The sequence below is a fragment of the Flavobacterium phragmitis genome (assembly GCF_900112575.1).
Classification (GTDB): Bacteria; Bacteroidota; Bacteroidia; order Flavobacteriales; family Flavobacteriaceae; genus Flavobacterium; species Flavobacterium phragmitis.
On sequence record NZ_FOMH01000002.1, the window covers coordinates 237,596 to 253,046 of the forward strand.

Sequence of the window (15,451 nt, forward strand, 5' to 3'; positions counted from 1 at the left end):
TCTATTTTAAGTTTTTTAATACTGATACCAATAATTCTGTTGAGATACGCTGTCTAAAATCAGGTGCGATGTATTCAAAAAGTATATCAGCATCTGTGCTTATTACAAAAACTGATGGAACCGGCAGTAAACTGTTATTGATTCCATTAGAATGTACGTTAATTACCTCTTTGTAGTTTTCGGGAGCCTGATAATCAATTCCTACTGCTTTTATGAATGTTCCTTTTGAATCTGAAAGCAAACTGTATTTTACTTTGTCTTTTTCTGCTGTTGCTTTTAGATTTTCAGGAGAATCCGGACTTACAGCAATAATCTGGTAACCTAAATCGATAATTTGTTCTTCGGCTCCGGCCAATGACTGCAAATGGATATTGCAATACGGACACCAGCCGCCGCGGTAAAAAACAAGAACCGTTTTTTTCTTTTTAAGCAGGTCTAAAATACTAACATCTACATTTTCAGGTGTTTTCAAACTTGCATTTGGAATTTTTTCACCAATCAATAAAGGTGCAATATCCGCTGCCGATTTAGGAGTCGGTTTTTGTGCATAAGCAGCCGAAGTCAGGGCTGTCAGAAAAATTAAAAGTATTTTTTTCATAGTGTATTTGTTTTACATCTTTTTGATGATGTAAAATTATAGCACTGCGAAAAAGCAAAATGTCGTCTAATTTACACTTTGCCTAAAATAATTATAGTTTGGTAATATCAGGAATGATAATTTCCTTTCTGTTGTAACTCAACAGCTGGTTAATTTCCATTTCATTCAGTAATTGTACAGCGGTTTGCCTCGAAGTGCAGATAATCTGGGCAATATCATTTTGGGTTAAATAATTTTCGATTGCTACCGTATTTCCATTTCTAACACCTTCTTTTTCTGCCCAGTCTTTAAGGAACTGATACATTCTGGTTTTGGCGTCTTTAGAAATTAAATTGGCATAGCTGTTCTTGACCCGTTTCATTTTTAAACCAACAAATTTGGTATATGAAATTGCGAGAGTAGGATTTCGCAGCAATAAATCTTCAAAATCAGACATTAAAAAACTGCAGATTACAACATCATCAGAAAGTACTTTTGCATATTCTTCTTCCTTACTATCAGCTTCCAAAGTCAATTCGCCAAACAAATCTCCTTTTTGAATAATGTCTTTTATTGTTTCATTGCCATCATCATCAATAGCCACAATTTTTATGTTTCCTTTTTTGAGTAAAAAAATACGAGGTACATCTGAAGAGGAAAAATAAATAATCTCCCCTTTAGCTGCTTTTTTAAAACCAGTAATAATGCATAATTGCTTAATTTGCGAATAGCTAAGTGTTCTAAATAATTTATGATCCCTTAAATACCAATACTTTAATTCCTCGTACATAGACTGACAGCTGTTATTTCAGTAAATATAATAATTATAATATGTAAATTCTGCAAAACTGCTCTGATAACGCATCACTTAATGTAAAGGAAGGTTCGCCGTAATTAAGATACTAAACTATTATTTAATTCAATTAGCAATAAACAAAGGACTGGAGTTGCCTTCAATTTTGCCACAAAAAGCTAAGGCGGTTTAAATAAAATTTATAATGAAGGAAGCTGTTTTTTCATTGTATAATATCCTTGAGCAATTAACTTTGAAAAAGTGTTTGGTTCAACACATTTCCGATATCGGCAAAAAAAAACATTTATTCCCCAAGATTTTTAACGTATATTTGCCGATAACGGAATCATATATAAAAACATGAAGTATCTTTCAGTAGTCGAATTTGCAAAAAAACTGAATCTCTCTGAAAGGACGGTTCGTAATTATTGTTCTACAGGAAAATTAAAAGGGGCTTTCCTAACCGGTAAAACATGGAATATTCCTGAAGATGCCGTAATATCACAAAAAGAAAATAAAAAAGGAAGTGCAAATGTTTTATTGGAAATTCTGAAAGAACAAAAGAATATGAAGCTAAAAGGAGGTATTTACCACCGCACGCAAATAGATTTAACCTACAATTCGAATAAAATTGAAGGCAGCAGACTAACCCATGATCAAACGAGATATATTTTTGAAACCAATACAATTGGGGCATCTAAAGAAAGTGTAAATGTAGATGACATTATTGAAACTTCTAACCACTTTAGATGCATTGATTTTATTATTGAAAAAGCAAATAACAAGCTTAATGAATCCATTATTAAAGAACTCCATTTTTTATTAAAGTCCGGAACTTCTGATAGCGGAAAAGATTGGTTTAATGTAGGGGAATACAAAAGAATGCCAAATGAAGTGGGGGGCAATGAGACCTGTCCGCCGAAAGAAGTTTCCCAAAAGATGAAAGAACTATTGTCGGATTACCATGCGATAAAAAATAAAAGTATCGAAGACATTATCGATTTTCATTATAAATTTGAAATTATACATCCTTTCCAAGACGGAAACGGCCGTGTAGGGAGATTAATCATTTTTAAGGAATGCCTGGCCAACAATATAGTCCCATTTATAATAGATGAAAAACTAAAACTGTTTTATTACAGGGGGCTTCAGGAATGGAATAATATAAAAGAATACCTGATGGACACATGTCTCACTGCTCAGGATAATTACAAATCAATACTAAATTATTTCGAGATACAATACAGGTAAAAAAAAACAGGACGAAACAATCAATTTGACAAGAAAAACAATTAAATTACCTGCAAAAGAATTACAATAACAAAAAACAAAATAACACATTAAAAATCAAAGTATTAACACTTAAAAATCAACCATTTTGTTTAATGGCAACTTAGGTTTTAAAAAACGACAAACGCAGCAAATAAGGGGGTTCCGGGCTTAAGGTTCAAATCCTGCTCTCCTTGAAACGGTTGAAATCGTATCAAATCAATAAATTTGAATAGAAAGCTGTATTTAGTCTAAAATAACTTATCGCTTTGCATTAAATGTTTTTTGATGATGCAATGAAGTGATATAAGTATTCTTGCCAGCTTTTATCTCTCTATTTATTTCGATTATCATTGTATTTCATTGCTTCTGATTCGATTTCCTGCATGGTTTTCCTTTTCCCTTTAGAAATCCATTCTAAAAGCTCTTCTTCAAAAAAATACAGCTTTTTGCCATATTTATAGCAGGGAATTTCTCTCTGCTTTACAAGAGCGTAAATTGTAGGCTTTGCTTTCCCTATCAGCCGGCTTGCTTCTTCAACCCCGATAGGAATGCTTTTTTCTTTAGATTCATATACCTGCACATTCTGAATCAGAAGTTTGATCTCGGCAATTTCTTTCACTAAATGCGCTACTGCTTTGGGCAGGTTCTCAAAAGAGATTTCGTTAATGTCCATAGCTATCGTTTTTAACAGTTATGGTGCAAATGAAAAAAGTGTTTCTTCTGTGTCTTTCTTCACAGCAGAAACACCTAAAAAACACAGTGCTTTAAACCTATTGGTATTTAAAAATCTGCAAGATCTTCCATAATCTTTATAAGCCCTTTCTGTTCATCATCTTTGAGATGTGTTTTAATGCTGTTCTGCTCGACATCTTTTAGAGCTTCAGCAAAAGTCAGTTTTAGAAATTCCGCGGCTCTGTCCTGTCTGGTGGCTTTAAAGCAATTCCAGATATTCCAGCCAAAATGATACAGATCCAGATTGGACAGCTGTTTTACTTTTACCGGTTTAATCTTTTCAAAATTTAGGCCTTCAGCATATATAATTACGTTGCTGCCCAATTGCTCCAGATCATCATCCGACATGTAAGGCGCGAACTCCTGATGCGCATATCGCATGGCGATATCAATTCTGGCCTGTTTTTGATCTCTGGCTGCATTTTGCCGCTCTTTCCTTATCTTCTCAATATCAATGGCTGCATTCTTATTTTCAGGAATTTCTGACTTGATTAAAGCATCCTGCCGTTCCTCTTCTATTTTTACATGGTCCTTACTTGCAATGCAGCTTTCAGGCGATTCATTTTTTTCTGCCTTCAAAAAACGATTAACCAATCTCTCAGCCAGACCATTTAGAAATAAACTTAGAATTGCAAACATTAAAACTCCAAATCCAGTGCTGATCCAAAAGAAAACGCCGGCCGTATATTCATCCGCACCTTTTTCCAAAAGCACCAGTCTTCCGATTGCACCGACAAAAACACAGACTAAAAAAACAGACAGGTAAACTGCAATATATTCAAAGTACTTTATTTTCATTGCGCTCTTTTCTTTAAAGATTCCAATTGTATTGCCTGAGAAGCTCTGTTCTTCTTCTCATCTATTACCTTGGCGTAGATTTGAGTCGTTTTTACGTTGGTATGCCCCAGCATTTTGCTGACCGTATAGATGTCTGTCCCGCTGGACAGCTGCAGTGTTGCAAATGTATGGCGGAAGCAGTGGAAGGTAATGTTTTTTTTAATGCCGGCAGATTCAACCCATTTTTTCAGAGGACGTGAAATCCACGACGGGTCCGGCAGATCCTCAAAAACAAGCTGCCCGGGAAGCCTTGGCTCTCCGCAGAGCTGCAAAGCCTGCTGGGAAATAGGCATATATTCGACACCCCTTGTTTTTTTCTGTGTGAAATGCAGTTTGGCCATGTCGTCTTCAAGGCTTATCTCTTTCCAGCGGAGCTTCTGGATGTCGGAATGCCGCAGGCCGGTAAGCGCTGAGAAAAGCGCGGCTCTTTTAAGGACATCTTTTTCGCAGGGCGTTTCAGCCAGCACGTTCAATTCTTTAATGGTAAGATATTCGCGTCTTGATTCCTGCTCAGGTATGCCTTTTATTTTTGAAGACAAATCAACGGTTAGATATCCGTCGATAAAGGCCTGTTTTAAAACCGCTTTAAATATGGAAAAATACCTTGCTGCAGTGTTGCGGGAAAGTATCCCTTTTTTGCCTCCTCCGAGCGGCGCAGCCAGCAGAAACAGCTTAAAATCTTCCGCCATTCTGCTGTCAATCTGGGAAAACACCAGCCTGCCTTTGGAATAGCTTTTTAAAAACTCTTTGGTCCGCTCCCAATTGATCATAATGGATTTTGAGCTTCGGGCATGCCTTTTTGCTGCCACAGAGGCAATGTATCTGATAAAATCCTCTTTTGCTTTTTCTTTCTGTTCAGCCAATAGGTTCTCGGCATCACTGTACAGATCTGTATTATCGTATTCTTTCTGCCTGATTTTACGCACTCCGTCGGCATAGAGCATAATTTCACGGTCGGTTTCGCTTCTGGTGATTATTATTCCGTTATCGCTGCGTCTGGGCTTATAGGATTTTATGCCCTGCGCATCAGTACGGGCGGTTCTCTGCTTGTCCCACTCCACGGTCTTTACGGTTCTGTTTAAGTATTCACGGATTCTCTGTGGCGTTTTCTTTCCGGAAACCTCAACAGGATAGCTTTCTATGTAGACATACCATTCCTCTCGGTCTTCTGCTTTTCGAAGACGCACAGTCACCTTGGTTTTTGCTAATTGTTTCATATAAAATCATTTCCATTATACAAGTTATCAATTTCGCTTTTTGGAGCATATACATGCTTTCCGATCTGCCTGGTAGGTATTGAATATTTCCTGATATGGCTGTAGACAGAACCTTCAGATATCTGAAATCTCTGAGCAATTTCACCAATCGAATAGCAGTCTTCTTTTTCAAGGCTGTATAATTTTTTCTTCGGTGCGCTCTCAGCCTGCGGCAGGCTTCGGGCAGGGCCGAACATCCCTTCCATGACTCTGCGGTCGATCCTTACAAGGCGGGTTCCCAAATTAACCGAAGGAATTTTTCCCTGCCCCACAAACCTGTAGAGGGTTCTTTTGGCAATCCCAAAAAGCATGCCAGCCTCAGAGACGGAAAGAAATGCCCTATCCTGTGGTATTTTCTCTATCATCGCTTTGATGTCTGCTTCATTTTTAAGCTGCTTCATCTTCTGCTTGTATGCTTTTTTACTGCATTTTGGCGAGCAGTAGACAGAAGTTACGGTCTTGGGCAGAAACACTTCCCCGCATACGATACATTGTTTGTTTATTCTTTTCATCGCCTTTATCTCCAATTTAAGTGCCATAAGTATACATAAGTGCCACATTATCGCCTTTTAAGTGCCGGTACAAATATGGTACAAATATATGATAAAAAACGATTAAAAAACAGCAGAAACAAAAATGCATAAAAAAGAAAAACCGCTGTAAACTTTACGTTTACAGCGGTTTAACACTTATTGTTAACTGATGTTAATCAGCACTTATTTGACTTCTTCGAATTCAACGTCTTCCACGTTATCTCCAGAAGACTGCTCTTGTTGTGGAGCTGCTTGTTGACCTTCACCACCTTGAGCGTACATTGCTTCTGTAGCTGTTTTCCAAGCTGCATTTACATTGTCTAATCCTTTTTGGATTGCGTCAAGATCTTGAGATTGGTGAGCCATTCTCAATTCAGTTAAAGCATATTCGATAGCTGTTTTTTGATCGTCTGTCAATTTATCTCCTAACTCTTTCAATTGAGATTCAGTTTGGAAGATAGTACTGTCAGCTTCGTTCAATTTCTCAGCTCTTTCTTTTGCAATTCTGTCAGCATCAGCGTTAGCTTCAGCATCTTTTTTCATTTTTTCGATTTCTTCAGCTGTTAATCCAGAAGAAGCTTCGATACGGATATCGTGAGATTTTCCTGTTCCTTTATCAGTTGCAGAAACTTTGATGATACCATTAGCATCGATATCGAAAGTTACTTCGATTTGAGGAACTCCTCTTGGTGCTGGTGGAATACCATCTAAGTGGAAACGACCGATAGTTTTGTTATCAGCAGCCATTGCTCTTTCTCCTTGTAATACGTGGATTTCAACAGATGGTTGAGAATCAGCAGCAGTAGAGAATACTTGAGATTTTTTAGTTGGGATAGTTGTGTTAGACTCGATTAATTTAGTCAATACACCACCCATAGTTTCGATACCTAAAGAAAGAGGTGTTACGTCAAGTAACAATACATCTTTTACATCTCCAGATAAAACTCCACCTTGAATAGCAGCTCCAATAGCCACAACCTCATCAGGGTTAACACCTTTAGATGCTTTTTTACCGAAGAATTTCTCCACTTCGTCAGCGATTCTTGGCATACGAGTAGAACCTCCTACAAGGATTACTTCGTCGATATCAGATGTAGATAAACCTGCATCTTTTAATGCTTTAGCAACTGGCTCCATAGAACGTTTTACTAATGCATCTGATAATTGCTCAAATTTAGCTCTAGATAATTTTTTCACTAAGTGTTTTGGTCCAGAAGCAGTAGCCGTTACGTATGGCAAGTTGATTTCTGTTTCAGCAGAAGATGATAATTCAATCTTAGCTTTCTCAGCAGCTTCTTTCAAACGTTGTAATGACATTGGATCTAAACGTAAATCAATTCCTTCTTCAGATTTGAATTCGTCAGCTAACCAGTCAATAATAACTTGGTCAAAATCATCACCACCTAAATGAGTATCACCGTTTGTAGATAATACTTCAAATACACCGTCTCCTAATTCAAGAACAGAGATATCAAAAGTACCTCCACCTAAATCGTAAACAGCAATTTTTTGATCGTTTCCTTTTTTATCCAATCCGTAAGCAAGTGCAGCAGCAGTTGGCTCGTTGATGATACGCATAACTTTAAGACCAGCGATTTCACCAGCTTCTTTTGTAGCCTGACGTTGCGCATCGTTAAAGTAAGCAGGAACTGTAATAACTGCCTCAGTTACTGTTTGACCTAAATAGTCTTCAGCAGTTTTTTTCATTTTTTGAAGTGTCATTGCAGACAATTCTTGAGCAGTGTATAAACGACCGTCAATATCCACACGTGGAGTATTGTTGTCACCTTTTACCACTTTGTAAGGAACTCTTTTTGCTTCACCTTCAGTTTCTGCAAAAGTGTGTCCCATAAAACGTTTAATAGAAGCAATCGTTTTTGTAGGATTCGTTACTGCTTGTCTTTTTGCAGGATCACCTACTTTGATTTCTCCACCTTCAACAAAAGCGATGATAGATGGTGTAGTTCTTTTTCCTTCTGCGTTAGGGATAACAACTGCTTCGTTACCTTCCATTACAGAAACACAAGAGTTCGTCGTACCTAAGTCAATTCCGATTATTTTACCCATTTTTTATATATTTAATTTTTGATTTTATTTTAATAACTCAGGTGGCATAAGTCAATCTTTGTGCCAATATAAAAAAGCAATATAATTTGTCAGTTTTACTGTCTAGGCCTAAATCTCATCTGCCAACATGACATTTTTCAAACCTGACATTCTTGGCATATCGCTGTTTTACATGTCATTATTTACTTATTAACCCAATTATACTTCTTAATTTCTCTCAAAAAAAATTATATTTGAGATACTTAAAATCCTTAAAAATGAAAAAATGAAATGGTTCTCTTCAGTTTTATTCGTTCTATTTCCTGCCTTTCTTATAGGTCAGACCAAAAATAGTATTCAAATCTTAGGAAATATAAATGGTAAGATTCCTGAAACAATAGAATATACTTTGCCAATCGGCGGAATTGATTATTTCGGTTTTACAGATTCTGTTCAGCCGGATTCTTCAGGGAATTTTCAAATCAATCTCAAAGTGAATCAAACCTGTTTTATTGATTTATCGTACAAATACAAATCATTCGGAACTTTAATTGTTGACCCTGGAATGACTTATAAAGTTCATATTAACACTGAAGATTCTAAAAATCAATTCATTGTAGAATCAAAAAATGCAAAAGGGCAACTATTATACAATCAGATTCCAAACAGAAGCATGATCGTTGGAGGACATTTTGAACTCGAATCCAGAAAATACAGCAAAGACAGTGTTCCATCTGTAATCAAACAAAAACTGGAAGCAAGCAGAACAAATGAATTACAAAGCTTTAAAGATCTTTTGAAAGAGAAGATTATTTCTAAAGATTTTTACCGTCTCGTTGAAACAGACAGAGATTATTTCTATAAAGGAGCGCAGGGAAGTTTCGCTTTTATCAATTATTTAAATGAATCTCAAAATAAGAATACTTTAAATAAAACTCAATATACGGAACTCTGGTCTGCAATTTTCAAATCTAATCCGGTAACCAATCCTGAACTTTTAAAATCTCCCTGGTTTTATTTTTATACAGAAAATTATTTACGATATAATGAATTAATTCTGGATAACATAAATACTACTTTTCTTAGTGAACTTAATAAAAAAGGACTTATTCATACTCATAACATTGAGAATGCAAAAAAACATTTATCCGGTTCTCAATTAGAATATTATTTTGCAGCGTATATTTATTACGAAGCAATCAATAATAACTATGAACAGGAACTAATAAAACTTTTTGAAGAATTCAAAAAAGAATATCCTTCCAGTTCTTACACTCATTTTCTTGAACCCGTAATTATTCCTATTATTTCTTTCCACAAGAAAAAAGAAGAACCTTTAAATGAGAAGGTGAAATTTGTAGAAAATACTTCCGAAATAAACTCCGTAAAAGATCTGGTAAAAAAATTAAATGGAAAACCATTTTATATCGATGTTTGGGCAACCTGGTGTGGTCCCTGCAAAGAAGAATTTAAAGACAACCCAAAGCTATATGAATTGCTGAAATCTAAAAACATTACAATGGTTTACATTTCGATAGACAAAGAAGGCAAGGATAAACAATGGCGTGATATGGCACATTTTTACAACTTAGAAGGATATCATATAAGAGCCAATAAAAAATTAGACGACGATTTAAGAAATATTTTTGGCAGTCAATCACTTGCCATTCCGTGGCATTTTCTTGTAGATGAAAACGGAACTGTTTTAAACAAAAAACTAAGCGGCGGATCGGAAATTCAAAATTTAGAAAAACAGCTGACCGAAAACAAATAGACTTTTACTCATAGAAACCTTACATGAAATATTTTATATTTGAAGAATATACTAAAAGCCCAAATTAATGAAAAACTCAATCCTATACATACTGTCTCTTTTTCTTGTTTTCATCATACAATCTTGTAAAAAAGACACCCAAACCACTTCAGAAAATACTACTGTTACCGACAGTCTTCCAGCCAATAAAGAATTTGAGGAAACAGGCGAAGAATATGAAGAAAACGATCCCGAGGAAGCTGATATTATCTATCCAGAAACAGGAAAAAAAGCTACTGATTTCCTTCCAAAACTTGGTATTTATGAAATTCAATATGAAGCTGAAGGTGATTTAAATAATGACGGTTTAAAAGACATTGCCGTTGTTTTAAAACACAAAGACGTCAAAACTGCCAAAAGACCTATGCTGATTCTTTTGCAAAATACAGACAAATCATATCGCTTGGATAAAGTTTCTGATGTAGTTATGCCAGCAGCATATAATGAATATGATTTTAAGCTATATGATACGGAAGACATAAGTATTGAAAAAGACAAACTGCTTATAAATCTATACGGAATGGGACCAAGCGGTACTCTATTAACTACTTTTAAATATGTTGGAAAAGATCTTGTTCTGAATTATATGGAGGCTTACTATAGCGGTGCCGGAGGTCGTTCTGGACTTACCTATGATTTTGAAAAAGGAGAAATAACTGAAACCGAAACCAACACAATGAAAGAAGATGAACCTACAACTTCTTCAACAACTCCAGTAAAAAAGAAAATACATTCATTTGAAAATACTTCTATTATAGAGTTTTTTAATGAAGACAATAATCCATCTTAAAAACCTTCCTTCATTATAATGGAAAACTACAGCATCATTATATTTATACTCGCCATTGTCATCGGATTATCTGCCTTTGCTGATAAAGCCAAACTTCCCTACCCTATTTTGCTTGTAATTGTGGGAGTTGGAATTGGTTTTATTCCAACAATGAATGAAATAGAAATTAATCCAGAGATTATTTTTCTTCTATTTCTTCCTCCGTTGCTGTATGATGCTTCTTTTAATATTTCACCTAAAGATTTCAAAACCAACATCAGCACCATTAGTACTTTAGCAATAACTTTAGTTTTTCTTACTACATTTTGGATTGCTGTTGTGGCACATTATTTAATCCCAAATATAACTTGGCCTCTTGCCTTTGTATTGGGGGCAATTCTTTCTGCAACCGATGCTGTTGCCGCTATAAGTATCACAAAAGGACTGGATATTTCGCATAAAACCATAACCATTTTAGAAGGCGAAAGTTTGATAAATGACGCTTCTGCATTGGTAGCTTATCGGTTTGCTGTTGCAGCCGTAATGGGTTCTGCTTTTGTAATCTGGCAGGCAACCTTGCAATTTGTTTTATTATTGGGAGGCGGATTTTTAGTTGGTTTTGTCATGTCCAAAATTCTGGCTGTCATCTTGAAAAAAGTACATAAAAATTCTAATGTTACCATTAGTTTTATGCTTTTAATGCCTTTTGTGACCTATTTGATTGCAGAACATCTGCATGTTTCGGGAGTAATCGCAGTTGTAATTTCAGGGTTAGCGATTGCTCGTTTTAGTAAAAAGATATTTCCAGAGAGCTTAAAAAACAGTTCACGAAATCTTTGGGACATTATCATCTTTTTATTAAACGGACTAATCTTTATCCTAATTGGTCTTAATTTTAGATATGTACTGAAAGATATTGAGAATGATATGTTGCTTCCTTATATTGGTTATGCCTTTATCATTACGATTGTCGCTTTACTCATTCGATTTGTTAGAATATTTCTTCAAAGAATTAATCTTCAGAAAGGTTTTGAAAAAATTAGAAAAGGAAAAAGAAAAATCAGTGAAGATGCACTTCTCGATTTCAAAAACAGTATTATTTTAGGCTGGTCAGGAATGCGTGGCATAGTATCTCTTGCTATCGCTATTGGACTTCCCAGATTTCTGAAAGACGGAAGCCCTTTTCCCGAAAGAAATGCTATTATATTTATTTCCGTAGCTGTAGTACTTTTTACCTTAATCGGGCAAGGACTTACACTTCCTTGGATTGTTAGAACATTAAATAAAAAGGACAATCAGAAAAACAATACTGAAAATCAACCAATTGAAAAACAATTACTAAATTAGTTTTTTATTATTCTAAAAATAACCAATATGAAAAACATTTTAATCGTTCTTATTATTTTAATCTCCTTTTCCTCCTGTAATAATGTAAAATCTGAAAAAATGACTCCAGTATCTTCATCCGAAAATGAAAAACTAGTAAAAGAATATTTCGAGCTTTTTAATCAGCACAAATGGAAAGAAATGGCAGAAATGTATGTCGAAAATGCCGAATTTAAAGATCCTTCTCTAGGAAACGGAATCGTAAAACAATCGCATCAGCAAATCATCACAAAATATACCGAATTGAGCGATATGTTTCCAGATGTTCATGATAAAATCCTGCAAATTTATCCTTCAGGCGAAAAACATATTATTGTAGAGTTTGTTTCTACTGGAACTGCTCCTGACAAATCCAAATTTGAATTGCCGATTTGCACCATTTTCACAATTGAAAACGGAAAAATCACTAAAGACTTTACCTATTACGACAACTTTGAGGAACCTCAAGAATAAAAAAATGACTTCACAAATCCTTTCCACAACGCCCAATTCAGAAATCGTTACAACACGAGTTTTAAATTTTCCGCAGGAACTTGTTTTTAAGGCTTGGAGCACTCCAGAACATTTGATAAATTGGTGGGGACCAAAAGGTTTTACCAATACTTTTCATGAATTTAATTTTTGCGAAGGCGGAAAATGGCGTTTTATTATGCATGGTCCAGAAGTTGGAAATTATGCAAACGAATGTGAATTCATAAAAATAGAAAAACCGAATCTTATTGCTTGGAAACGTCACTCGAAACCACTTTTTCAAATTCTGACAACCTTTGAAGCTATTTCTGAAAACGAAACAAAAGTCATTTTTAAAATGCTTTTTGAAACAGCCGAAGAATGTCAAAAACTTAAGCCGTATGTGGTGGATAAGAATGAAGAGAATTTTGATAGGTTAGAAATAGAATTATCAAAAATGACACCTTAACAAAACTCGTTTTTTATTTGTAATTTCGGTTTCAAATTAAAATTACAATTACAAAATGGCTTCATTTACAAAAGAAATATCTTTTCGCTGGTCAGATCTTGACCCTAATTTTCATGTTCGTCACAGTGCTTATTATGATTTTGGTGCACAGCATCGTATTGAAATCCTTGAGGAATTAGGACTAACTTTAAAGGTAATGCAGACACAAGGTTTTGGACCTGTTTTATTTAGAGAAGAATGTGTTTTCAGAAAAGAATTAAAACTTTCGGATAAAATCTTCATTCATACCAAAACATCCAAAATGAAAGCCGATGCTTCGCGCTGGTCAATCATTCATGAGTTTAGAAGAGAAGACGATACACTTTGCGCCACTATTACGGTTGACGGAGCCTGGATGGACACTAAACTGCGTAAACTGGCTTCTCCAACTCCTGAAATTGCGATTCAGGCATTGAGTATTTTCCCTAAAAGCGATGATTTTGTAGGGCTCTAAAACACTAATATTTTTAATTTGATTGCGGTTAATTAAACACATAGAAACATAGTTCTGTTTTTATCTAAAAAAGGAAATCAAAAGAAACTAGTTTCTAACACATATGTGTTTTATTAGGAGTGAAATGCCTTTGGTGACTGCAAAAATCTATGTCTCTATGTGTTTCAATTAATTTCACACAACAGGTAGATTTTTATCTTAACTTTATAAAATCCAAAAAGCAATATTCTATCATTTGTTTTTTGGATTTTTTTTCACAAAATCAGAAATTATGATTGATTATATAAAAGATTTCAGAATAGGTATTTTTATAGCAATAATTGCAATAATTACAATCATTCTTGGCGCAATTACAGATCGTGTACTTCGTTATTTTTTATATAAAAAAGAAACCAATAAAGAGTATGATGCGACTGGTTTCAAGTTCCTAAAACATTTAATTATAACGATAATTTACATTCTGGGATTTGCTTTTGCGTTGATTCAGATTCCAGAATTTAAAATCATTGGGCATTCCTTTTTAGCGGGTGCTGGTGTTATTTCTCTTGTTGCCGGTCTGGCTTCTCAACAAGCTTTGAGTAACATTGTAAGCGGTATTTTTTTAGTGATTTTCAAACCTTTTAAAATCAATGATAAAATCACCATTAACAATTTTGTTGGAACTGTTGAAGATATTAATCTGAGACAGGTTGTTTTGAAAGATGCCGAAAACAATCGCATCATAATCCCTAACTCCGTAATTAGTACGCAGATTATTGTCAATACCAATATGCACGATACCAAATGCTGTAAAATAATCGAAATCGGAATTGGTTATGATTCTGATATGGATAAAGCATTAGAAATAATGAAAGAGGAAATCGCCAAACATCCTCTTTTTATTGATACGCGAACTGCAGAAGCCAAAAAAGAAAAAACGCCCCTGGTTGTGGCACGCGTAGTCGCTTTAGCCGATTCAAGCGTCAATCTAAAAGCCTGGGCTTGGGCAAAAAACTCAACCGATGGTTTTGTAATGTATTGTGATCTACTGCAAAGCATCAAAAAAAGATTTGACGAAAATAATATTGATATTCCATACCCACAGCGTGTTGTGACTTTAAAAAACAGCGATTTCAAAATTCCTGATCAAAAATAAATGAAATGAAATCTTCAAAAATAATTCCGATTCAGACTTTACACCTCTTCCCTATTTTGGATACTTTGTTAATTGATCTTTTAAAATCATTAACAGAAGAAGAATGGAATGCCCAAACTGTAGCAAAAAAATGGAAGGTTAAAGATATTGCATCCCATTTATTGGACGGAAATTTAAGAGGATTATCGATTTCCAGAGATCGGTATTTTGGAGAAAATCCGGAAAACATCAATTCATACCCAGATTTGGTCGATTTCCTAAATCAGCTGAATATGACTTGGACGAATGCTACAAAAAGACTGAGTCCAACTGTATTAATTAGTTTACTGGAAAGCACAGGAAAAGAATATTCGGAACACTTACAAATATTAGATCCATTTGAAAATGCGATATTTTCTGTGGCTTGGGCTGGACAGGAAACTTCATTAAACTGGTTTCATATTGCGAGAGAATATACCGAAAAATTCCTGCATCAGCAACAAATTAGAGACGCTGTTGGAAAACAAGGTTTAATGACTAAAGAATTATTCCATCCGTTTATTGAGACCTTTATACAGGCGCTACCGCATACTTACAGGAATACAAAAGCTCCAGTAAATTCAGTTGTAACCTTGATTGTTACGACAGAAATTGGCGGTCAGTGGAGTATCATTAAAAAAGAAAACAACTGGGAATTTATAGATTCTTTTCAAGACAATTCAGCTTCAACTGTAAAAATTAATCCGCAGGATGCCTGGCTTTTGTTTTCTAAAGGAATGTCGCCAATTGAAGCGCTGGAAAAAGTGGAAATTACAGGAGATAAAGACCTTGGCAGAGTTGCGCTTAACATTATTGCTGTAATGGCTTAATTGTTAACTCAATCGCTTTTTTGTAATAACTTTAAGAACGTA

General features: G+C 35.1%; 16 protein-coding genes. 9 read left to right on the plus strand and 7 right to left on the minus strand.

Features of this window, described 5'->3' with window-relative positions:
- Window position 1 precedes the first annotated feature (1 nt).
- Together BM289_RS03885 and BM289_RS03890 are read right to left on the minus strand one after the other, a co-directional pair.
- Entirely contained in the window at window positions 2-598 is a 597-nt protein-coding gene (locus tag BM289_RS03885) for a peroxiredoxin-like family protein (RefSeq protein ID WP_091491024.1), read from the minus strand.
- Between the two features lie 91 nt (window positions 599-689).
- Complete coding sequence (locus BM289_RS03890; RefSeq protein ID WP_091491025.1) at window positions 690-1,367, minus strand: Crp/Fnr family transcriptional regulator; 678 nt, start codon at window positions 1,365-1,367, stop codon at window positions 690-692.
- A 363-nt stretch (window positions 1,368-1,730) separates the two neighbouring features.
- On the opposite strand from BM289_RS03890, the gene BM289_RS03895 reads away from it, so the two are divergent.
- Window positions 1,731-2,621 (plus strand): Fic family protein, encoded by an 891-nt coding sequence (locus BM289_RS03895; protein ID WP_091491027.1) that lies wholly within the window; start codon window positions 1,731-1,733, stop codon window positions 2,619-2,621.
- A 352-nt stretch (window positions 2,622-2,973) separates the two neighbouring features.
- Here BM289_RS03895 and BM289_RS03900 read toward each other — a convergent pair whose 3' ends face one another.
- From BM289_RS03900 to dnaK, 5 genes are all read right to left on the minus strand, one after another.
- Window positions 2,974-3,315 carry a helix-turn-helix domain-containing protein gene (locus BM289_RS03900; protein WP_091491029.1) on the minus strand — a complete coding sequence of 114 codons (342 nt, stop codon included), beginning with the start codon at window positions 3,313-3,315 and terminating at the stop codon, window positions 2,974-2,976.
- Between the two features lie 107 nt (window positions 3,316-3,422).
- Window positions 3,423-4,172, minus strand: coding sequence for a hypothetical protein (locus BM289_RS03905; protein WP_091491031.1), 750 nt, complete (start codon window positions 4,170-4,172; stop codon window positions 3,423-3,425).
- Window positions 4,169-5,428 carry a site-specific integrase gene (locus BM289_RS03910; protein WP_091491032.1) on the minus strand — a complete coding sequence of 420 codons (1,260 nt, stop codon included), beginning with the start codon at window positions 5,426-5,428 and terminating at the stop codon, window positions 4,169-4,171. The genes BM289_RS03905 and BM289_RS03910 overlap by 4 nt, the downstream gene beginning before the upstream one ends.
- Window positions 5,425-6,006: a helix-turn-helix domain-containing protein gene (locus tag BM289_RS03915; RefSeq protein WP_244165320.1), complete on the minus strand. Its 582-nt coding sequence runs from the start codon at window positions 6,004-6,006 to the stop codon at window positions 5,425-5,427. The genes BM289_RS03910 and BM289_RS03915 overlap by 4 nt, the downstream gene beginning before the upstream one ends.
- 177 nt (window positions 6,007-6,183) lie before the next feature.
- On the minus strand, window positions 6,184-8,067 hold the full coding sequence (dnaK, locus tag BM289_RS03920; RefSeq protein WP_091491034.1) for a molecular chaperone DnaK: 1,884 nt from the start codon (window positions 8,065-8,067) through the stop codon (window positions 6,184-6,186).
- 265 nt (window positions 8,068-8,332) lie between these two features.
- Between dnaK and BM289_RS03925 the strand changes: the two genes are divergently transcribed.
- The 8 genes from BM289_RS03925 to BM289_RS03960 all read left to right on the plus strand — a co-directional run bounded on the left by BM289_RS03925 (window position 8,333) and on the right by BM289_RS03960 (window position 15,409).
- Window positions 8,333-9,820: a TlpA family protein disulfide reductase gene (locus BM289_RS03925; RefSeq protein WP_091491035.1), complete on the plus strand. Its 1,488-nt coding sequence runs from the start codon at window positions 8,333-8,335 to the stop codon at window positions 9,818-9,820.
- A gap of 67 nt (window positions 9,821-9,887) precedes the next feature.
- The gene (locus BM289_RS03930) at window positions 9,888-10,649 is read left to right on the plus strand and encodes a hypothetical protein (RefSeq protein WP_091491036.1); all 762 of its coding nucleotides are present in this window, start codon (window positions 9,888-9,890) and stop codon (window positions 10,647-10,649) included.
- Window positions 10,650-10,667: 18 nt separating this feature from the next.
- Window positions 10,668-11,975, plus strand: coding sequence for a Na+/H+ antiporter (locus BM289_RS03935; RefSeq protein WP_091491037.1), 1,308 nt, complete (start codon window positions 10,668-10,670; stop codon window positions 11,973-11,975).
- A 27-nt stretch (window positions 11,976-12,002) separates the two neighbouring features.
- Complete coding sequence (locus BM289_RS03940) at window positions 12,003-12,467, plus strand: nuclear transport factor 2 family protein (protein WP_091491038.1); 465 nt, start codon at window positions 12,003-12,005, stop codon at window positions 12,465-12,467.
- Window positions 12,468-12,471: 4 nt separating this feature from the next.
- On the plus strand, window positions 12,472-12,933 hold the full coding sequence (locus BM289_RS03945; RefSeq protein ID WP_091491040.1) for an SRPBCC family protein: 462 nt from the start codon (window positions 12,472-12,474) through the stop codon (window positions 12,931-12,933).
- Between the two features lie 55 nt (window positions 12,934-12,988).
- Entirely contained in the window at window positions 12,989-13,426 is a 438-nt protein-coding gene (locus BM289_RS03950; RefSeq protein WP_057122622.1) for an acyl-CoA thioesterase, read from the plus strand.
- 271 nt (window positions 13,427-13,697) lie between these two features.
- Entirely contained in the window at window positions 13,698-14,561 is an 864-nt protein-coding gene (locus tag BM289_RS03955) for a mechanosensitive ion channel family protein (RefSeq protein ID WP_091491042.1), read from the plus strand.
- A 5-nt stretch (window positions 14,562-14,566) separates the two neighbouring features.
- Window positions 14,567-15,409, plus strand: a complete 843-nt coding sequence (locus BM289_RS03960; protein ID WP_091491043.1) for a maleylpyruvate isomerase N-terminal domain-containing protein — start codon at window positions 14,567-14,569, stop codon at window positions 15,407-15,409.
- Window positions 15,410-15,451 lie beyond the last annotated feature (42 nt).